The 20,702-nt window shown below is 35.2% G+C and carries 15 protein-coding genes and 1 riboswitch; of the genes, 12 read left to right on the forward strand and 3 right to left on the reverse strand.

The genetic code is table 11. The features are described from left to right. Positions 1–8 precede the first annotated feature (8 nt). Positions 9–1,304, reverse strand: coding sequence for an Nramp family divalent metal transporter (locus tag ACIQ7L_RS21175; RefSeq protein WP_400571385.1), 1,296 nt, complete (start codon positions 1,302–1,304; stop codon positions 9–11). A 728-nt stretch (positions 1,305–2,032) separates the two neighbouring features. Between ACIQ7L_RS21175 and trhO the strand changes: the two genes are divergently transcribed. Further along, a complete protein-coding gene (gene trhO / locus ACIQ7L_RS21180; RefSeq protein ID WP_400571387.1) occupies positions 2,033–3,007 on the forward strand; it encodes an oxygen-dependent tRNA uridine(34) hydroxylase TrhO in 975 nt (324 codons plus the stop codon). A gap of 64 nt (positions 3,008–3,071) precedes the next feature. Here trhO and ACIQ7L_RS21185 read toward each other — a convergent pair whose 3' ends face one another. Further along, positions 3,072–3,533 (reverse strand): YfbM family protein, encoded by a 462-nt coding sequence (locus tag ACIQ7L_RS21185; RefSeq protein WP_400571389.1) that lies wholly within the window; start codon positions 3,531–3,533, stop codon positions 3,072–3,074. A 440-nt stretch (positions 3,534–3,973) separates the two neighbouring features. Here ACIQ7L_RS21185 and panE point away from each other — a divergent pair, with 440 nt between their 5' ends. From panE to ACIQ7L_RS21220, 7 genes are all read left to right on the forward strand, one after another. Further along, the gene (gene panE, locus ACIQ7L_RS21190) at positions 3,974–4,882 is read left to right on the forward strand and encodes a 2-dehydropantoate 2-reductase (RefSeq protein WP_335360596.1); all 909 of its coding nucleotides are present in this window, start codon (positions 3,974–3,976) and stop codon (positions 4,880–4,882) included. Positions 4,883–5,257: 375 nt separating this feature from the next. Next, positions 5,258–5,402: riboswitch (cyclic di-AMP (ydaO/yuaA leader) on the forward strand. A gap of 154 nt (positions 5,403–5,556) precedes the next feature. Continuing rightward, positions 5,557–7,383: an APC family permease gene (locus tag ACIQ7L_RS21195; RefSeq protein ID WP_400571391.1), complete on the forward strand. Its 1,827-nt coding sequence runs from the start codon at positions 5,557–5,559 to the stop codon at positions 7,381–7,383. A gap of 183 nt (positions 7,384–7,566) precedes the next feature. Further along, positions 7,567–8,514: a DNA-binding transcriptional repressor DeoR gene (locus ACIQ7L_RS21200; protein WP_400571393.1), complete on the forward strand. Its 948-nt coding sequence runs from the start codon at positions 7,567–7,569 to the stop codon at positions 8,512–8,514. Positions 8,515–8,673: 159 nt separating this feature from the next. Beyond that, positions 8,674–9,345: a deoxyribose-phosphate aldolase gene (gene deoC / locus ACIQ7L_RS21205; protein WP_400571395.1), complete on the forward strand. Its 672-nt coding sequence runs from the start codon at positions 8,674–8,676 to the stop codon at positions 9,343–9,345. Positions 9,346–9,455: 110 nt separating this feature from the next. After that, complete coding sequence (locus ACIQ7L_RS21210) at positions 9,456–10,637, forward strand: NupC/NupG family nucleoside CNT transporter (RefSeq protein WP_400571397.1); 1,182 nt, start codon at positions 9,456–9,458, stop codon at positions 10,635–10,637. A 248-nt stretch (positions 10,638–10,885) separates the two neighbouring features. Continuing rightward, positions 10,886–12,187 carry a pyrimidine-nucleoside phosphorylase gene (locus tag ACIQ7L_RS21215; RefSeq protein WP_400571399.1) on the forward strand — a complete coding sequence of 434 codons (1,302 nt, stop codon included), beginning with the start codon at positions 10,886–10,888 and terminating at the stop codon, positions 12,185–12,187. Positions 12,188–12,226: 39 nt separating this feature from the next. Next, positions 12,227–12,622, forward strand: a complete 396-nt coding sequence (locus ACIQ7L_RS21220; RefSeq protein ID WP_097899397.1) for a cytidine deaminase — start codon at positions 12,227–12,229, stop codon at positions 12,620–12,622. 886 nt (positions 12,623–13,508) lie between these two features. On the opposite strand, the gene ACIQ7L_RS21225 is transcribed toward ACIQ7L_RS21220, so the two are convergent. Continuing rightward, the gene (locus ACIQ7L_RS21225; RefSeq protein ID WP_400571401.1) at positions 13,509–13,694 is read right to left on the reverse strand and encodes a DUF2187 family protein; all 186 of its coding nucleotides are present in this window, start codon (positions 13,692–13,694) and stop codon (positions 13,509–13,511) included. Between the two features lie 500 nt (positions 13,695–14,194). Between ACIQ7L_RS21225 and topB the strand changes: the two genes are divergently transcribed. The 4 genes from topB to ACIQ7L_RS21245 all read left to right on the forward strand — a co-directional run bounded on the left by topB (position 14,195) and on the right by ACIQ7L_RS21245 (position 20,596). Beyond that, the gene (gene topB, locus ACIQ7L_RS21230; RefSeq protein ID WP_400571403.1) at positions 14,195–16,339 is read left to right on the forward strand and encodes a DNA topoisomerase III; all 2,145 of its coding nucleotides are present in this window, start codon (positions 14,195–14,197) and stop codon (positions 16,337–16,339) included. Between the two features lie 199 nt (positions 16,340–16,538). Beyond that, positions 16,539–17,369, forward strand: coding sequence for a helix-turn-helix domain-containing protein (locus ACIQ7L_RS21235; RefSeq protein WP_400571405.1), 831 nt, complete (start codon positions 16,539–16,541; stop codon positions 17,367–17,369). Between the two features lie 243 nt (positions 17,370–17,612). After that, positions 17,613–19,085 (forward strand): aldehyde dehydrogenase family protein, encoded by a 1,473-nt coding sequence (locus ACIQ7L_RS21240; RefSeq protein ID WP_335360698.1) that lies wholly within the window; start codon positions 17,613–17,615, stop codon positions 19,083–19,085. An 86-nt stretch (positions 19,086–19,171) separates the two neighbouring features. Further along, on the forward strand, positions 19,172–20,596 hold the full coding sequence (locus tag ACIQ7L_RS21245; RefSeq protein ID WP_335360697.1) for a class-III pyridoxal-phosphate-dependent aminotransferase: 1,425 nt from the start codon (positions 19,172–19,174) through the stop codon (positions 20,594–20,596). Positions 20,597–20,702 lie beyond the last annotated feature (106 nt).

A 20,702-nucleotide genomic window follows, 5' to 3' on the forward strand; every position in this document is an offset into this window, starting at 1 on the left:
AATTTTCATTAACCAACAAATGTTTGATACAGTAAGAAAATATTTAAAGCGATAACTAGTGCAGCAATTAACCAGGCAATTACGTTTGTAATAGCGTGATTAGCTAGTGAGCCCATAATTTTTTTACTACTTGTAAACATAATAAGTGGTACTAATGCAAAAGCGATACCAAATGATAATACAACTTGACTCATGACAAGAGCATAAGTTGGATTCACTCCTAAAGCGATAATAACAAGGGGTGGAATCATTGTCACGAATCGTCGTAAGTATAAAGGAATATGCATTCGAATAAAACCTTGCATGATAATATCACCAGACATTGTTCCGACAGAAGAACTAGATAAACCAGCAGCTAACAATCCGACTCCGAAAAGGCTGGCAGATACAGGACCAACTAAAGTACTAAATTCTCTAAAGGCAACATCTAAATCTTCAACATGTAATCCGTTTTTGAAGAACAAGGCAGCAGCTACAATTAACATACTTGCATTAATTGCTCCAGCAATCACCATTGCTATAATGATATCAATGAATTCAAAGCGGAAGATCTTTTTGCGTTGTTCCTCTGTTGTTCCTACCACGCGGCGCTGCGTTAAAGCAGAATGTAAATAAATCGCATGTGGCATTACAGTTGCACCTAAAATTCCAGCGGCAAGTAAAATGCTATCTATACCTTGGAATTTAGGAATAAATAGTCCTGCAAGAAGAGGGCTTAGCTCTGGTTTTGCATAAAATACTTGTACACCAAATGCTATAACAACAATAAAGATCATCCCTGTAATAATAGCTTCTAATGGACGGAAGCCTCTGCGCTGAAATTCAAGTATAATGAATGATCCAACTGCAGTAAGTAAAGCAGCGGGCAACATTGGAATGCCGAAAAGTAAATATAGCCCTAAAGCGGCTCCGATAAATTCAGCTAAATCAGTAGCCATTATAACGAGTTCACCTTGTATCCATAAACCAATTGAAACGGGTTTTGGAAAATGCTCGCGAGCGACTTCGGGAAGGTTTTTACCAGTAGCAATCCCTAATTTCGCTGATAGAGACTGAATTAAAACAGCCATTAAATTGGAAGCGAGAATCACCCAAAGTAATAAATAACCGTATTGTGATCCAGCTGCAATATTTGTAGCAAAGTTCCCAGGATCAATATAAGCAACGGAAGCAATAAAAGCAGGTCCTAAAAAGGGTAATAATCTTTTTAGTCCTTTTGTTTCACCACTTAAAGCGAGGTGGGCAGATTGAACCGTTGTACTTTGAGAAGGGACTTGTGCATCGTTTGTTATATCTTTATTCATAGTAGTATTCCCCTTTAGTTTCTTAGCTTGCTGCAATTATTGTATGTATTCTTACTAGTTATTTCAATACATTTAGATATTTTTATTTGAACATAAATGTTTCCTTAATGCAAATTATATGAATGTATACAATAAAAGGTATCCAAAATTGAGGAATAGATAATTATTTAACAAAAATGAATAAAACAGCCAGTATGCAGTTGTAATTTTTAGGAATTTAGGTAGATAAAGCGAGTTAGTCGATAATATGAATTATATAAATCCATTTTAATTTTTCGACATCTAGATCCCTGCGATGCAGAATAAACAGTAACCTACACTCGTTTGCTCTTTCTGTTTTTACTTCGCATGTGGCAGAAAAAGGCCCTGACCGTTTCTATGCATGGTCAGATGTTCTCTTCCACCTCAAAAGAGGGGTTTTATGTCGGTTTTTTAATTGATGTATATATAGAAAAGAGCATGTTTTTCGATTATAAAATAGGAAAAGCATATTAATTGCTGGAAACCAATTTGTATGTTATATAATATATTGGGATTACATCACAGCCGTAGTGGATTGTGATGTAATCTCATTTTCATTTGTGTTAACTTACAGGAAAACATTATAAATAGGAGAAATTGACTTGAACAATAGTTAGCATATCTTTTCTTATTCTTATATGTTCCGATATGATCGTTAACTTATACATGATGTTAAAATATCGAATTAGATAGGTGGTAAAAATAAAATGTCAAATACGAAACCGTACAGAGTGTTACTGTACTACATGTACACTACAATTGAGAATCCTGAAGAATTTGCTGCTCAGCATCTAGAATTTTGTAATTCACTTGAGTTAAAAGGAAGAATTCTTGTAGCAGAAGAGGGAATTAACGGGACTGCTTCAGGTACTGCCCAGCAAACAGAGAAATATATGGAAACAATGAAGAATGATCCGCGTTTTGCTGGAATCGTTTTTAAAGTAGATGAGGCAGATGGACATGCATTTAAAAAAATGCACGTGCGTCCTCGTAAAGAGCTTGTTACACTTCGATTACATGATGATATTAATCCGAAAGAAACAACAGGAAAGTATTTAGAACCAAAAGAGTTTTATGAAGCAATGCAACAAGAAAATACGATTGTAATCGATGCAAGAAATGACTATGAATTTGATTTAGGGCATTTTAGAGGTGCGATTAAACCTGATATTAAATCATTCCGTGAATTACCTGACTGGATTGATGAAAATAAGGAAATGTTTGAAGGTAAAAAGATTTTAACGTATTGTACAGGTGGTATTCGTTGTGAGAAGTTTTCAGGCTGGTTAGTTCGAGAAGGTTTTGAAGATGTAAGTCAGCTTCATGGCGGAATTGTAACGTACGGAAAAGATTCTGAAGTGCAAGGTGAACTATGGGATGGACAATGTTATGTATTCGATGAGCGAATTACGGTTCCTGTGAATCAAAAAGAACATGTTATTGTTGGTAAAGATCACTTTACAAACGAACCTTGCGAACGCTATGTGAATTGTGCAAATCCAGAATGTAACAAAAAAATCTTATGCTCAGAAGAAAATGAACACAAATATTTACGTGCATGCTCACACGAATGCCGTGTACACCCGCGCAATCGTTATGTAAAAGAACATGAATTAACAGAAGAACAAGTGGCTATTGCATTAGAAAAAATTGAAGCAGAAAATCAAGTGAAATTAGGATAATCGTTCACTTTAATAAAAAACGGATCTTATCGTAAACGAGGGGATCCGTTTTTTTTATTTCCATTTAGATAATAAAAAAGATTGCACATTGCTTGTTTGAAACAGCTTGTTTATATAGTTTTTGAATTTCTAAAAAGTAACTATAGGTATATTCTAATATTTCATTCGGATCATCATCTTCAACAAGTGGATAAAGTTGTTCATCCATTAAATCTTGAAAGTTGAACATGTTATTGAAATCAGATGCACTTAAATCTTTTATTGCCAAATAAACTTCTTCGACTTCACTAGCTGTAAGGTAAAACGTACCGAGAGAATCGTTATCTATGATGGAATCATTAAGAGGTACAACATGTCCAAGTGGTGGTTCGCCTCCGCCAATCTCACCACATAAAATAAAATGAAGTAGTTGCCAGGACTTATCGATATCTAAATCAGATTCTTTAAAATAAATATCTAACTCATTGTTTTTGATTTTACTTAATTCCTCATCTGTAACTAATACATACTGTCCAATCATCCCCATAATAGCCAGCTCCTCTAAAGATTTTGAATTTAGTATATCATATTTATGTAGGGGTTTTTTGGGGGGATAGAAGAGGATTATAACTCATTTATAAGATATGAGAAAATATAGATTACTTCTGGTGAATCAAAACAAGGGAAATGTTTAAATAAAAGAGTAGGCCATAAAAATTTGTGGCCTATTCTTTTTATAATCATTCATTTAGATGTTAAAACGTAATTGTTAAAAGGAGGTTTCTGTGTTGTTTATTCTTGAACATTTGATTTTTATGGTGGGAGTAAAGTTTTCGTATTATTGATATTTGCTAAAAAGAAGCGCGGCTACTTACTCTTGTTATAATCAGATCTTGTTAAACCGTAAACAACAGTATCTTTATATGTATAATATAGTTATGCTATAAGAAAGTAAAATTTTCATGTTTTGAAAGAGGGGAGTTCTATATGCGTATTTTAGTATTAGGAGCTGGAGGAGTCGGAGGATATTTTGGGGGCCGTTTAGTAGAAAAAGGGGAAGATGTTACTTTTCTCGTTCGTAGTCGACGGAAACAACAGCTTGAGAAAAATGGTCTTGTTATTCGTAGCATAAAGGGAGATTTTTCATTTATTCCACAATTAATCACCAAAACTGAATCCGTAGATCCATTCGATTTAATATTATTTTCAACAAAAACTTATCATTTAGAAGAAGCAATAAACGATTTGAAGCCATTTGTTGGTGAGAAGACAATTATTATACCACTACTAAATGGTATAGCCCATCTATCTGCATTACAAAGGGTATTTGGCGAGGATAAAGTTATTGGAGGTTTGTGTTTTATCGAAACAACATTAAACGATGAGGGAAATGTTGTTCAAACTAGCTCTACTGACCGACTTGTATTTGGGGAAATTAAACATCTACATACAGAGCGAATACAAGGGATTACCGATACATTAAAGGGTACAAAAGCAAGCTTTGTTTTGAGTAATCATATCGTGCAAGATATGTGGCATAAATATTTATTTATTACTGTTATGTCAGGTGTGACTACGCTAATGCGAGCGCCAATAGGACCGATTCGTGAAAGTGATGGGGGCCGTGACTTGATTCGGAACTTACTTGAAGAAGCAGCGCAGATTATGACAGCATCTGGAGCCCCAATTCAGGATAATATTGTTGACGAACATATGAAGACGATTGAGAAGATTTCATATGATATGAAATCTTCTATGCAGCGGGATATGGAAAAAGGTTCATCTATCGAAGTAGAGTATTTACAAGGATATTTATTGGAATTAGCAAAACAATTTCATATAGATGCACCATTGTTAAAGATTGTTTATCAAAATTTAAAAATTTACGAAGAATAAAGGTGTTTAAAATTGAAAGTCGATATTATAAAATAGTATCGGCTTTTTCAAATTAACTTAAAGATATAGCAATAATTCCTATCCGTTTAAAGGAAAGTTTGGAGGAATGAAATGCATCGACTAAATCTTAAGAAATTTGAAGGAACAGACTTTAAGGAGTACTTTCAACTAGTTGACCTGAAAATTTGTCAGAAAAAAATACCTTTAAATATATCATTCTTCTTAGGCGAACTTGATCGGATACATTATGTTCATTCATAAAGTACTATCCTATATAATCATCACAATTTTTCTATTTCAAAAAAATTAGGCTATTGTTAAAAAGTTTTTATTTACTTTTTTTAAATAAGGGAGTATGATAATCGACAGTTTCAAATTTCTAAATCGCTGAAACCTGATGGTATGGGGGAACCGTTTTTGTGGATTGATACATAATCCAAGGGGTGAATCCTTGCAAGGTAGGGCTACTCAATGGCCCGAATCCGACAGCTAACCTCATAAGCGTTATATGAGAAGGAAGGTGGAGCTTGTGCGACAAAAAAATTGATGTCTACAAGTTTATTTGTTATGAACTTGTAGACATTTTTTTATTTTTGGAAAACCTGTCTTTTATTAAGGGTTTTATTTAACTAACAGAGAAATAAGCGCATAAAATTATTGGAGAGTGAAGGTCAGTGGTTTCTTCCATAAAAAGATTCTTAATCGGTCGGCCATTAAAATCAACCGAATTAGGAGAGCAAAAACTTAACAAAACGAAAGCATTAGCTATTCTTTCTTCTGATGCTTTATCATCAGTTGCATATGGTCCAGAGCAAATATTGATTGCTCTAACTACAGTCGGCACGTTAGCATATTGGTATTCCATTCCGATTGCAGTTGGAGTGTTAGTTCTGTTAACGGCTCTTATTCTGTCTTATAGGCAAATCATCTTTGCATATCCTCACGGCGGAGGAGCGTATGTGGTATCAAAAGAAAATTTAGGTGTCAATCCGGGATTAATAGCTGGAGGCTCCTTGTTAGTAGACTATATTTTAACTGTGGCCGTAAGTGTATCTGCGGGTACGGATGCACTTACATCTGCTTTTCCTAGTCTACATGCTCATAATGTGGTTATTGCCATCATATTTGTGTTATTTATTACAATCTTGAACTTACGAGGTGTAACGGAATCAGCTTCTGTTTTAGCTTATCCGGTATATTTATTTGTTTTAGCATTATTTATATTAATCGGTGTAGGTATATATAACATTGCAACAGGTGCAGTTCCGTCTCATTTACATACGCCAATTGGCACACCAGTAGCAGGAATTAGTTTATTTATACTTTTAAGAGCATTTGCATCAGGTAGTTCTGCTTTGACTGGAGTTGAAGCTATTTCCAATGCAATTCCAAACTTTAAAGATCCCGCTCCTAATAATGCTGCTAAAACGTTACTTGCGATGGGGGCCTTACTTGCGTTGCTATTTTCGGGGATCGTATATTTAGCTTATTATTATGGCATTGCTCCTAGTCAAGAGGTAACAGTTGTCTCACAAATTGCTGAAGAAACATTTGGACGGCATTTTATGTATTTCTTTATTCAAGGAACAACAGCAGTGATATTAATCCTTGCTGCTAACACTGGCTATTCTGCTTTCCCTTTACTGGCAGTTAATCTTGCAAAAGATAAATTCATACCAAGAATGTTTACAGTTAGGGGAGACCGATTAGGGTATTCTAATGGAATTATCATACTTGGGATTGCTTCAATTATTTTAATTATTGCTTTCCAAGGGCAAACAGAACATCTTATTCCACTTTATGCAGTAGGCGTGTTTATCCCATTTACGTTGTCCCAGTCTGGAATGGTAGTTAAATGGATTCGTGAAAAGCCTCAAGGATGGATTTTAAAATTAACGATCAATTTAACGGGTGCTATTATTAGTTTTATAGTTATGAGTATGTTCTTTTTAACTAAATTCTCACAAGTTTGGACAGTCTTGATTTTCCTACCTATCATTATTTTTGTGTTTCACCGAATTAGAAAGCATTATGAAGCGATAGGAGACCAATTAAGTCTTACAACTTGTGAGCCAATTATTCCAATTGAAGGGAATGTAATACTTGTACCAGTGGCTGGTATGACTCATGTAGTAGAGAACTCATTAAATTACGCTAAATCTCTTTCACCAGATCAAATCATTGCTGTTTACGTTTCTTTTGAAAGAGAAGATGAGAAGAAATTTGAAGAAAAATGGAAGAAATGGCAGCCTGATGTTAGATTAGCGACACTGCACTCTCATTATAGAAGTATTATTCAGCCATTAACTAAATTTATTGATACAGTTCAATACAAAGCAAGTGAATCAAATTATCGGGTTACTGTAGTAATACCGCAATTTATTCCTAAGAAGGGTTGGCATAATATTCTTCATAACCAGTCTAGCTTATTGATTCGTGCATTCTTGCTTTATAAGAGAAATGTAGTTATTACAACTGTACCTTACCATTTGAAAAAATAAAGATTAATAGATTTCTAAGGTAGCTTTACGTGGATAAAGCTGCCTTTTCTTATATGTGAGGAATAGAAATGTTCTCTATTCATTTAGATGGTCGAATTTTCTAGAATAAAGCTGTATAATGCTTGTAAGTACAATGTATGTGATAAAAGGGAAATAATAGGAAAGGATATGTAATGAGTTACTATGGATAAAGAGAAACAACAATTAAGTGTTGAAGTTGCGAGATTATACTATCAATCGGATTATAGCCAACAAGAAATTGCTAATAAGCTGAATATTTCGAGGCCAACTATCTCGAGGTTGTTAAAATACGCAAAAGAAAAGGGATTTGTTCAAATTCATATAGCAGATCCATTTGCTGATTTAGATAATGTCGGAAACCTGCTTAAAGAAAAATATAATTTGTTAGAGGCGCATGTCGTGTTTTCTCCGGTACCAGAGTATGCGACGATTACGGAATATATTAGTAAATATGCTGCTGAGTATATGGAGAAAACTGTTACAAATGGTGATACCGTCGGGGTGAGCTGGGGAACGACAATGTATGAAATCGCTAGAAAAATTGTACCACAGCATGTAAAAGGAGTGGAGGTTGTCCAATTAAAAGGAGGCATCAGTCATTCAAGTGTAAATACATATGCGAATGAGACAATTGCTTTATTTGCAGATGCTTTTCAAACGACACCGCGAAATTTACCGCTCCCAGTTATATTTGATAATGCAGTGACAAAGGAATTAGTGGAACAGGATAGACATATCCACCATATTATTGCAATGGGAAAACAAGCGAACATTGCAATCTTTACTGTCGGAACTGTTCGAGACGAAGCGTTATTATTCCGATTAGGTTATTTGGATAAGGACGAAATGGATCTATTGAAAAAGCAAGCTGTTGGTGACATTTGTTCACGCTTTTTTGATGGAGACGGCAATATTTGTAGCGAAGAAATTAATCAGCGTACAATTGGAATTGATTTAGAAGAGTTACGATTAAAAAAACGTTCTGTTCTCGTTGCTGGAGGATCTCGAAAAGTGAAGGCAATTGATGGTGCGTTAAGAGGTGGATATGCAAATGTATTAATTATAGATCAGCATACCGCAAAAGAATTGTTACATTATCAAAAAGATTAGAAATAGAAGGCTCTCTCAAAAGTAGTATTTTGAGGGAGCCTTTTAGTTTAAATAAAGAATTCGCTAAAAAAAGATATGAACAAAATTTCAAAAGTATGTTTACATTTGTTCAAGTAAGAGTTAGAATGAAGTTGTTAAAAGATATGAGGAGTGAAGAAAATGAATATTGCAAAGTTAATTGATCATACAGTTTTGAAACCGGATACTAAAAAAGAAGATGTTATGAAAGTTTTAGAAGAAGCAAAGAAATACAATTTCGCTTCTGTTTGTATTAATCCAACATGGGTAAAATTAGCTGCTGAAGAATTAGCAGGACATGATGTGGACGTTTGCACAGTTATTGGATTCCCTTTGGGTGCAAATACGACTGAAACAAAAGTATTTGAAACAAAAGATGTGATCGCAAAAGGTGCAACTGAAGTAGACATGGTAATCAATGTCGGTGCTTTAAAAGATGGAGAAAATGAACTTGTTGAACAGGATATTTATGAAGTTGTACAAGCTGCAAAAGGAAAAGCGCTTGTAAAAGTTATTATTGAAACTTGTTTACTAACGGATGAAGAAAAAGTTCGTGCTTGTGAATTATCTGTAAAAGCTGGTGCTGATTTTGTAAAAACTTCAACGGGATTCTCAACTGGTGGAGCGACTGCTGAAGATATTGCATTAATGCGCAAAACAGTTGGAGAAAATGTTGGTGTGAAAGCATCTGGTGGCATTCGTACACGTGAAGATGCAGAAAAAATGATTAAAGCTGGAGCTTCTAGAATCGGTGCAAGTGCTAGTGTTGCAATTGTATTAAATGATAAAGAAGGCGCTTCAGATAACTATTAATTCATAAAAAGTTGGAAGTAATAGATACACAAATTGTCAAAGAGCATGGTGTATCTATTACTTTAATATTTGAAAAATATGTAAGCGGATACGAAAAAAGGTGGAGTTTTATGAAGTACTTAATAGGTATTATAGGCCTCGTAATTATTTTAGGTATCGCATGGCTTGCTAGTAATAATAGAAGAAAAGTCAAATATCGTCCTATTATAACGATGATTATATTACAGTTCATTTTAGGCTTTGTATTATTAAATACAAGTGTAGGGAACATACTAATAGCTGGAATTGCAGATGGTTTTGGACAATTGTTAAAGTATGCTGGAGATGGTATTAACTTTGTATTTGGCGGTTTGGTAAATCAAAAAGAATTTTCATTCTTTTTAGGGGTATTAATGCCAATTGTATTTATATCAGTCTTAATAGGTATTTTACAGCATATTAAGGTATTGCCGTTTATTGTGAAATACATTGGTTTAGTTTTAAGTAAAGTAAATGGAATGGGTAAACTTGAATCATATAACGCTGTGGCTTCAGCAATTTTAGGACAATCAGAAGTGTTTATTTCTGTTAAGAAGCAGCTAGGTTTACTATCAGAAAGAAGATTATATACACTATGCGCGTCTGCGATGTCGACAGTTTCTATGTCTATAGTTGGATCCTACATGGTGTTATTAAAGCCTCAGTATGTTGTAACCGCTCTAGTATTGAATTTATTTGGAGGGTTTATTATCGCTTCTATTATTAACCCTTATGAGGTTACTGAAGAAGAAGATATGTTAGAAGTACAAGAAGAAGAGAAAAAGAGCTTTTTTGAAGTACTAGGAGAATATATAATAGATGGTTTTAAAGTTGCGATTACAGTAGCTGCTATGCTAATTGGATTCGTTGCTTTAATTGCTTTCATTAATGCTATTTTTAAAGGAGCAATTGGTATCTCATTCCAAGAGATTCTTGGATATGTATTTGCACCATTTGCATTTATTATGGGGGTTCCTTGGCATGAAGCTGTTAATGCCGGTAATATTATGGCGACGAAACTTGTATCAAATGAGTTTGTAGCTATGACAGATTTGGCAAAAGGTAACTTCAATTTTACAGGAAGAACGACTGCTATCATATCAGTGTTCCTTGTTTCATTCGCAAATTTCTCTTCAATCGGAATTATTGCTGGTGCTGTTAAAAGTTTAAATGAAAAACAAGGAAATGTGGTAGCAAGATTTGGTTTAAAACTACTTTTTGGTGCAACTTTAGTAAGCTTCTTATCAGCAACAATAGTTGGATTAATATATTGAGAGTTTAATAAGTTTCCCCTTTACAAATTATATATACATCAATTAAAAAACAACATAACCCCTCTCTTTTTAGGTGGGAGAGAGTATCTGGCCATGCATAGAAGTGGTCAGGGCCTTTTTCTGCCACATGCGAAGTAAAAACAGAAAGAGAAAACGAGTGCAGGTTACTTTTTATTCTGCATAGCAGGGGTTTAGATGTCGAAAAATGAAAATGGATTTATATAAAACAAAAAGGATTGGTGATTAGGATGAGAATGGTAGATATTATTGCGAAAAAACGTGATGGTAAAGAGCTAACAACAGAGGAAATTCGCTTCTTTATTAAAGGATATACAGATGGATCAATACCTGATTATCAAGTGAGTGCATTGGCAATGGCGATCTTTTTCCAAGACATGTCTGATCGTGAACGTGCGGATTTAACGATGACTATGGTTGAGTCTGGGGAAACAATTGATTTATCAGAAATCGAAGGGGTTAAAGTAGATAAACATTCAACTGGCGGTGTTGGTGATACAACAACATTAGTTTTAGGACCATTAGTAGCTGCTTTAGATGTACCAGTTGCAAAAATGTCTGGACGTGGTCTAGGGCATACAGGTGGTACGATTGATAAATTAGAAGCAGTAGAAGGGTTCCATGTTGAGATTACGAAAGAGCAATTTATTGATTTAGTGAATCGTGATAAGGTTGCAGTTATTGGGCAAACAGGAAATTTAACTCCTGCTGACAAAAAAATATATGCACTACGTGATGTTACCGGAACTGTGAATTCGATCCCATTAATCGCAAGTTCGATTATGAGTAAAAAAATTGCAGCTGGTGCTGATGCAATTGTTCTTGATGTTAAGACAGGTGCTGGTGCATTTATGAAAACAGAAGAAGATGCGAAAAAATTAGCACATGCAATGGTACGAATCGGAAATAATGTTGGTCGTCAAACAATGGCCGTTATTTCAGACATGTCCCAACCACTTGGCTTTGCGATTGGTAATGCTCTTGAAGTGAAGGAAGCAATTGATACCCTAAAAGGGGAAGGTCCAGAAGACTTAACAGAGTTGGTACTTGTATTAGGAAGTCAAATGGTTGTACTTGGTAGAAAAGCTGATACATTAGAAGAAGCTCGTGAAATGTTGAAAGAAGTTATGAAGAATGGAAAAGCGATTGAGAAATTTAAAGAGTTCTTACACAATCAAGGTGGAGATAGCTCGATTGTAGATCATCCAGAAAAGTTACCACAAGCAAAGTATGTAATTGATGTGCCAGCTAAAACTTCAGGTGTTGTGTCTAACATTGTGGCAGATGAAATTGGTATTGCTGCAATGCTTTTAGGAGCAGGCCGTGCAACAAAAGAGGATGAAATTGATTTAGCGGTTGGTTTAATGCTACGCAAAAAAGTTGGTGAAGCTGTAAAAGAAGGGGAACCACTTGTTACGATTTATGCAAATCGTGAAAACGTGGAAGATGTAAAAGCTAAAATTTATGAAAACATTTCTATAGCAGAAAAGGCTGAAACTCCTAAATTAATTCATACAATTATAACTGATTAATCATTCATAGGATTGAATTTACTTTGAGGAGGAAATCACATGGATAAAAAAAGATACATTGAAGAAGCGACAAAGATGTTAGAAAAAGCTTATATTCCATATTCTAAATTTCCTGTTGGTGCAGCGTTAGTTACGAAAGAAGGTAAAATCTATACAGGTTGTAATATAGAAAATGCTTCTTACGGTTTATGTAATTGTGCTGAAAGAACAGCTATATTTAAAGCAGTATCAGAAGGGGAGCGGGAGTTTAGTTATTTGGTAATCACGGGTAAAACAGATGGGCCGATTTCACCATGTGGAGCTTGTAGACAAGTCATCGCGGAGTTCTGTGATCCTAAAATGCCAGTGTTATTGACAAACTTAAAAGGTGATGAAAAAGAAGTAACAGTTGAGCAATTGCTGCCAGGTGCATTTTCGATAGAGGATTTAGTCTAGTTATAATCATAAAGATTAAAAATTAACTATGTATATAGGGTCAGCTCTATATACATCAATTAAAAAACCGACATAAAACCCCTCCTTTTAGGTGGGAGAGAGTATCTGGCCATGCATAGAAACGGTCAGGGCCTTTTTCTACCACATGCGAAGTAAAAACAGAACGAGCAACCGAGTGTAGGTACTTTTTATTCTGCATAGCAGGGATGTAGATGTTGAAAAATGAAAATGGATTTATATAATTAAAAAAGCGCATATTTTTTACCTCAATGGTTCATCTTCCTATGCACATTGCGTAGAGAGATGAACCATTTTTCATACTGAAAAAAGTTATGTAAAGCATCATTCTTTTAAAAAATTGTAAAAGCAATAGGTGCTATAAAATTAAAACTAATATTGAGTATTTGTTAGATCCTTCTTACAGGGATAGATATCTATTCTCTTGTTTGTAAGTTATATATTGAATGTGTTGAACATTCGTGCATTCGGAATATTCTAAATTGCGATAATCAGACTATGGGGAGTAGGTAAGTTGATCTAGAATGGCTCGCGCGGATGCCGCTGTACAAGCCATTCTAGATCAAGATGTTTTTTGGAAATGTAATTAATTCATGTTGTTTGATTCATAGTAAGCTTTCATACTAGTTTGTTGCTGTAGTGTTTTTTAGTAAGAGTGTAAATCAAAATTTATCCCGCATTAACGGGCAGTAAGACCCCCACCTCAACATTCAGCGAAAGCAAAGAAATTAGGTGGGGGATCAACTGCCTGTAAAAGCCCGATTGGTTCAACTAATAATCAGTGGGGGGATGAAAGCTCCCACTGATTAAAGTTTCACTTTATAAAATACATACCATTTGTTGTATCCATTTCAAGGACTCGTTAAAATTAAGAATTGTCATTAAGTATCTTATAATTTTTATGATTCACTACTGTTCTATTAAATTCAACAGTCCCCCCATTTACACCTATAATTTCTACTAGTACAGATTCATTATATAGTTTGACTACTGAACCTGTTATTTTTACACTTCCACGTTGAAATAGTATAGTATCTCCTACATTTGCTTTCATAGTACCACCTCAAAAAATAGAAATATTTTCATATTATATATATTAAACCATGTATTGTTGCATTAGTGAATAATTAATTTTATTTATCAAATTGGATTGAAACTGTAAGAACGCAGTGAGACACAAAAGAAGAATGGCACAGTATAATGGGAAAGGCTACTTTCTTCATTTGCAAGAACAATAGGCTTTAATCATACCCCCTTTTTTAGAAAGCAAAAATACAACTTTTTTATGTGAAATTTCCTTTTTACAGTCAGAAAATTTTTCTAGATTAGAAGTGGTGTTATTCATTGAACAAAAGATATAATATGTGCCACATGTATCATGTAATAAGGATTATATAAGCATCCTATTGTGAAGGTGTAAAGATTAAGCGTATAATATTATAGGTCTAAAACATATAGGACGAATTGTGAATGATAAAAATGATAGATATTTTATCATCGCTTATAAAAAATAGATAAAATGAAAGTAACACGGTTTAGATAGGGAGTTATAAAATGAAATTAATTATTGCTGAGAAACCAGATCAAGGTTTGGCCCTTGTTTCTCAATTTAAATATCGCCGAAAAGACGGCTATTTAGAAGTAGAGGCAAATGAGTTATTTCCAAAGGGAGCTTACTGTACATGGGCAATTGGTCATTTGACGCAGTTATGTAATCCTGAACATTATCACGCTGAATGGAAAAAATGGTCACTCGATACATTACCAATGATTCCAGAGCGTTTTCAATTTGAAGTAACAAAATCAAAGTATAAGCAATTTAATGTTGTGAAACAGTTGTTACATAATCCACAAGTGACGGAAATTATTCATGCAGGCGATGCTGGGCGAGAAGGGGAATTAATTGTCCGAAATATTATCAATCTTTGTAACGTGCAAAAACCGATGAAACGTCTTTGGATTTCTTCTTTAACGAAACAAGCTATTTACCAAGGTTTCAAAAACTTACTTGACGAATCAGATACAATCAATACGTATTATGAAGCCTATACAAGATCCTGTGCCGATTGGGTAGTTGGTATGAACGCATCACGTGTATTTAGTATTTTGTTAAAGAAAAAAGGAATGAATGATGTGTTTTCAGCTGGTCGTGTGCAAACGCCGACATTAGCTTTAATTGTAAAACGTGAAAAAGAAATAGAAAACTTTAAATCAGAGCCATTTTGGGAAGTGTTTGCAACCTTTAATATAGAAGGAAAGAAATATGAAGGAAAGTGGGAGAAAGATAATGAATCCCGCTTAAAAGATCCTAATATGGCAAATAAAATTGCAGCATTTTGCCAAAATAAACCGGCTGAAGTAAAAGAAATGAAAACGGAGCGAAAAGAGTTTCAGCCACCGTTTCTATTCAACTTGTCATCATTACAAGCAACGGCAAACAAAGCATTTAAATTTTCACCAAAAAAGACGCTTGATATAACACAGGCTTTATATCAAAAAGGAATTGTTTCCTATCCTCGTTCAGATTCTAACTATGTAACACAAGGAGAAGCGGCAACATTTCCTGATATCTTACAAAAGTTAAGCCAATTTGATGAATATAAAGAGTTATTGCCAGCACCAATTGATTCTATTATGAATAATAAGCGGTATGTAAATGAGAAAAAAGTGACGGATCACTATGCGATTATTCCGACAGAGCAAGTCACAAATCCAAGTAAATTATCTGGCGATGAAAAGAAAATTTACGATATGATTGTGAGAAGACTTATTGCAGCGCATTACGATGTTGCTATTTTTGACTATACAACAATAACAACGCTTGTAGATGAACGTGCTGAATTTGTCTCAAAAGGGAAGCAACAAATTCAAGAAGGTTGGCGTAAAGTTATTTTCCAAGATGATAAAGAAGATGAAACAATTCTTCCAATTGTTGAAGAAGGTGAACAAGGAAAAGTCGTCAAGGTGAAAGTGAAAGAAGGAAAAACACAGCCGCCAAAGCGTTACACAGAAGGACAACTTATTACGCTAATGAAGACCGCTGGGAAGTATTTAGATAATGAAGAACTTGAGAAAGTATTAAAGAAGACAGAAGGTTTAGGGACTGAGGCGACTCGTGCGGGTATCATTACAATGCTGAAAGATCGTAAGTATATTGATGTGAAGAAAAACCAAGTGTACGTAACGGATAAAGGGAAAGTACTAATTACTGCAATTGGTGATAAAATTTTGGCTTCACCTGAAATGACAGCGAAGTGGGAGCAGCGCCTTGCTGAAATTGGAGAAGGTACAGCTTCGCCAGCAACTTTTATGGAACAAACGAAAAAGTTATCAGCGAAAATCATTGAAGATGCGATTGAAATGTCTGAGAAGTGGGATTTTACCGGGTTGCACGTAGAGTCGATTGAACGTAACGGCTCAAAATTCACAACAGGTAAAAAAGTAGGGAAATGCAAAAAATGCGATGGGGATGTTATTGATAAATCGACTTTCTATGGCTGTTCGAACTATAATACAACGCAATGCGATTTCACGATTTCCAAAAAAATACTAGGGAAAACCATTTCACAAAAGAACATGAGCAAGCTATTAAAAGATGAACAGACAGATTTAATCAAGGGCTTTAAAAAGAATGATAAAACATTTGATGCGAAGTTAGAGTGGAAAGAGAATAAAATTAATTTTGTGTTTGAAAAGTGAGAGAAGGTGTTACGTTTAGTCGTAACACCTTTTTCGGTGTTTAAAGGTAAGACGGAAAGTTTATATTGATTCTAGAAAGTTATGAATAGTAAAATTTAGAAACAAGAAGATGCGGGGAACAGAACATAGAGCGTTGTATAAGGAGTCGTTAAGCTTTAATCGTAAAGAAAACAACAATCTTTACAGGGGGGGAAGAGGATTGCGTGATTTTCCGAATTTGAAAGCCTATAAATATTTTCCGTTTCAGCCTGAATTTGAAGTGCAAACAGATTATTATATCGAACATAAAGAAAAAAATATATTCAATCAAACGGTACTACTATTTTATCAATTTCGCTTGAAAAAAGATTTGCTTCATTCTGTTTCAGTTATTCCCGATGGATGTATGGATATATTGTTTTGTTGTAATGAACAGAAGTTTTTTGCCAATATGTGTGGGAGTGTGATTCGTAGTAGGACAATTTGTTTGCATGCGGATAGTGAGTATTTTGGTGTAAGATTTCTTCCTAATCAAGAAATGATTCAGTCAAACTATACAATAAAAGAGATAGTAGATAAAGAAGTACCGTTAATTGATATGTTTTCCATTCATGGTACGGCTGTGGAGAAATTAATATATGCAAAGGGATTTCAAGAAAGGATACGTTTATTTAAAGAATTAATTGGCCATGTAATTTTTACATCTGGTGTTTCGGGGAACGCTATAGGACAAGCATTAAACAAGATTTATGCTTCAAAAGGAAATATAAATATGAATCAGTTAGCAAAAGATATGGGGTATTCGACAAGATATATACGCAAGCAATTTGAAGAATATATCGGGATCTCACCAAAACTATTTAGTAAAATCGTTAGATATCAATCTTCTTTAAATATGTTAATCAAAATGGGGAATTTTACTGTATGGGATGTCATTAATGAAAACGGCTATTATGATCAAGCGCATTTAATAAATGAATTTAAAAATTTTGGCTCCTTAACACCAAATGAATTTGTCGAGAAGTTTTCTGGGAAGCTATATTCTGAGTAAGAGTTAATTAAGTGAAAAATTATCAGAATGTTCCGTTTTTTACAATAAATATAAAGTGCAATTCGATATTATTTTCTTAGTTTTAGATAAAAGTCATTACCAGTCAGTTATAGAACTGTCATGTTATGAGGGGAGGAGATGAGGCGTTCATAATGATGTGTACGCAGACTGTAACTAAGCATAAATATATCAATTGAAACATAAGGTATGTGTTTTTAAAGGTATATATCAGGGAGGGATTACATGGTGAAAGCATATCAGTTATTTATAGGTGGAAAATGGGTAGATGCAGTGTCTGGTAAAACATTTGAATCGATTAATCCTGGTACAGGTAAAGTGAATGCAGTTGTATCAGAAGCTGGTAAGGAAGATGTTGATTTAGCAGTCAAGGCCGCCCGAAATGCCTTTGAATCAGGGGCTTGGTCCGATATGGACCCTAGTGATCGGGGGCGGCTTTTATATCGAGCGGCGCTAAAAATGAGAGATAAGTTAGACTTTCTTGCTGAAGTAGAATCAATGGATAATGGTTTGCCTATTAATGAAACGAAATTTATTGCTATGCCAGCAACGATTGATGTATTAGAGTTTTATGCCGGCTTAGCGAATAAAGTACAGGGAGAAACGTTAACTTCACCAAAAAATCGCTTGAATTACACTTTAAAAGAGCCACTAGGAGTTATTGGAGCTATCGTACCATGGAATTTTCCGCTTATGCTTGCAATGTGGAAGTTGGCACCGGCTTTAGCAGCGGGAAATACAATCGTTATTAAACCAGCGGAACAAACGCCAGTTAGTATTTTAGAATTAGCTAAAATATTTCAAGAAGTCGGTATTCCAGACGGTGTATTAAATGTTATACCTGGTTTTGGAAGTGTGGCTGGTGATGCTTTAGTAGCTCATCCAGGAATTGATAAAATTGCATTTACAGGTTCTACACGTACAGGACAACTCATTATGCAAACAGCTAGCAAAAATTTGAAACCGTTATCATTAGAGCTTGGCGGGAAATCACCGAATATTGTTTTTGAGGATGCGAACTTGGAAGATGCAGTGAATATGTCCGCATTTGGTATTTATTTTGCACAAGGACAAGTATGTGCGGCAGGTTCAAGGTTATTTGTTCAAGAATCGATTTACGATAAATTTATGGACCTGTTTGTAAAAAAAGCACAGTCCATTCGTGTCGGTAATCCTCTTGAAGGAACTACACAAATGGGGCCGCAAGTTTCAGAAAAGCAGCTGCAGCAGATTGAACAATACGTAGCAGCTGGACTTGATGAAGGGGCGAATCTAGTAACAGGTGGTAAGCGATATACAGAAGCTGGTGATGGATATTATTTTACCCCAACCATTTTTGAGAACGTTAGAAACGAAATGACCATCGCTCGTGAGGAAATTTTCGGTCCATTTGTATCAGTTATTCGGTTTAAAGATGAAGCGGATGCGCTTGCTAAGGCAAATGATACGGTGTATGGTCTTGCTTCTGGTGTATGGACAAATGATTTAAAACGTGCTCATCGCATGGCGCGCGGAATAAAGGCAGGAACAGTGTGGGTAAATACGTATAGTTTTTTAGATAGTGCAGCACCATTTGGAGGCACGAAGCAAAGTGGATTTGGTCGGGAATTAGGTGTACAAGCAATGGATATGTATACGCAAACAAAACACGTTTGGGTCGATCTGAATGAAAGAGCTTTAAATTGGTATGGGGGATAAAGAGGGATATCAAAAAAATATATTTGCTATAGCGGGGCAAAATTATATATGTATCATTTGATCAACAAAAAGAGGGGGAAAATGATATGAGTAAAATTGATTGGCAACAAGTAGTTGAATGGGATAAAAAATATATTATGAGAACATTTTCTACACAGGAAGAATATGAGCCAATTCCAATTGCGACTACAGAAGGAGATTACCTCATTTTACCGGATGGTACACGCTTATTAGATTGTTTTAATCAATTATATTGTGTAAATGCTGGTCAAAGAAATGAAAAAATAAATAATGCAATTAAAGATGCATTAGATCGATATGGTTTTTTACAAGATGCTTATACGACAGATTATAAGGCAAAAGCGGCTAAAATGATTATTGAAGATGTACTTGGAAATGAAAGTTGGCCTGGGAAAGTCCGCTTTGTTTCTACTGGGAGCGAAGCGGTGGAGACAGCACTTATGATTGCTAGACTATATAAAAATCGATCACTGGTTATAACGCGAGAGTATGCTTATCATGGCTGGACAAAAGGTTCTTCTTCAGTGACAAGATTAAAAGGGAGCAAAAGCGGTGTCACAGAATCCAATCCAAATTCGCGTCCGCAGCATGTACCAGCTCAAGATAGCGGGTTAGTTGCTGTAGCGCCTGCACCAAATTGCATGCGGTGCTCACTTGGACATAAGTATGGTTCTTGTCAAGATGAGAATGGCGAGTTGGCTTGTGTAAAATATACAAGACGTATGATTGAGAATCAAGGACCTGAACAAGTTGCGGCAATTATTACAGAAGTTACACAAGGAGCAGGCTCTGTTCAGCCGCCAGATGAATATATTCCACAAATTCGTCAAATGACAAAAGAACTTGATATTTTATGGATTGCAGATGAAGTGTTAACAGGGTTTGGTAGAACAGGCGAATGGTTTGCGTACCAACATTATGGAGTGGAACCTGATATTATATCACTCGCTAAAGGGATTTCGAGTTCGGCTATTCCGGCGGGTGCTGTAGTTGTGAGTAAAGAAATTGCAGAGTTTATGGACCAGTACCGATGGGAGACAGTTTCTACGTATTCAGGGCATCCAATTGCTATGGCTGCTGTATGTGCGAATTTAGAATATATAATTGAAGAAAATTTAGTAGAAAAAGCAGCAGCGGCAGGGCGTTATATTAAACAAAGACTACTAGAGTTAAAAGAAAAACATCGATCTATTGGACAAATAGCTGGGTACGGAGTTCTTTGGCTTGTAGAACTTGTCAAGGATGAGAAGATGACACCATTTGTTGAAATAGATAGAAACTTTACTCACGAAGCAGATCCAAGTACTTTTCCCTCTAATATTATCAGATCGAAGGCGATTGAAAAGGGAGTGTTAATTGGTGGGGTAATGCCAAATACACTTCGCTTTGGAACATCACTAAATATAAGTAATGAGGATATTGATAAAGCAATCGATGCGCTTGATTACGCACTTACTCATTTAGAAAGTCAAGTATTACAGGTGAATTGAACATGTGACTAGTGAAAGAGAATAAACAGTGGGCGGCAGTCTTCCCATCTCAAACTTCAGCAAAAGCGAAGAAAATAGATGGGAGATGCGGTCCCATTAGATAGAA

The sequence above is a fragment of the Bacillus sp. NPDC094106 genome (genome assembly GCF_044764345.1).
In the GTDB taxonomy this organism is placed as follows: Bacteria; Bacillota; Bacilli; order Bacillales; family Bacillaceae_G; genus Bacillus_A.

Bases quoted from the DNA above. Each gene is read 5' to 3' on its own strand.
- ACIQ7L_RS21175 (WP_400571385.1), bottom strand. From the start codon at position 1,304: ATGAATAAAGATATAACAAACGATGCACAAGTCCCTTCTCAAAGTACA.
- trhO (WP_400571387.1), top strand. From the start codon at position 2,033: ATGTCAAATACGAAACCGTACAGAGTGTTACTGTACTACATGTACACT.
- ACIQ7L_RS21185 (WP_400571389.1), bottom strand. From the start codon at position 3,533: ATGGGGATGATTGGACAGTATGTATTAGTTACAGATGAGGAATTAAGT.
- panE (WP_335360596.1), top strand. From the start codon at position 3,974: ATGCGTATTTTAGTATTAGGAGCTGGAGGAGTCGGAGGATATTTTGGG.
- ACIQ7L_RS21200 (WP_400571393.1), top strand. From the start codon at position 7,567: ATGGATAAAGAGAAACAACAATTAAGTGTTGAAGTTGCGAGATTATAC.
- deoC (WP_400571395.1), top strand. From the start codon at position 8,674: ATGAATATTGCAAAGTTAATTGATCATACAGTTTTGAAACCGGATACT.
- ACIQ7L_RS21210 (WP_400571397.1), top strand. From the start codon at position 9,456: ATGAAGTACTTAATAGGTATTATAGGCCTCGTAATTATTTTAGGTATC.
- ACIQ7L_RS21215 (WP_400571399.1), top strand. From the start codon at position 10,886: ATGAGAATGGTAGATATTATTGCGAAAAAACGTGATGGTAAAGAGCTA.
- ACIQ7L_RS21220 (WP_097899397.1), top strand. From the start codon at position 12,227: ATGGATAAAAAAAGATACATTGAAGAAGCGACAAAGATGTTAGAAAAA.
- ACIQ7L_RS21225 (WP_400571401.1), bottom strand. From the start codon at position 13,694: ATGAAAGCAAATGTAGGAGATACTATACTATTTCAACGTGGAAGTGTA.
- topB (WP_400571403.1), top strand. From the start codon at position 14,195: ATGAAATTAATTATTGCTGAGAAACCAGATCAAGGTTTGGCCCTTGTT.
- ACIQ7L_RS21240 (WP_335360698.1), top strand. From the start codon at position 17,613: ATGGTGAAAGCATATCAGTTATTTATAGGTGGAAAATGGGTAGATGCA.
- ACIQ7L_RS21245 (WP_335360697.1), top strand. From the start codon at position 19,172: ATGAGTAAAATTGATTGGCAACAAGTAGTTGAATGGGATAAAAAATAT.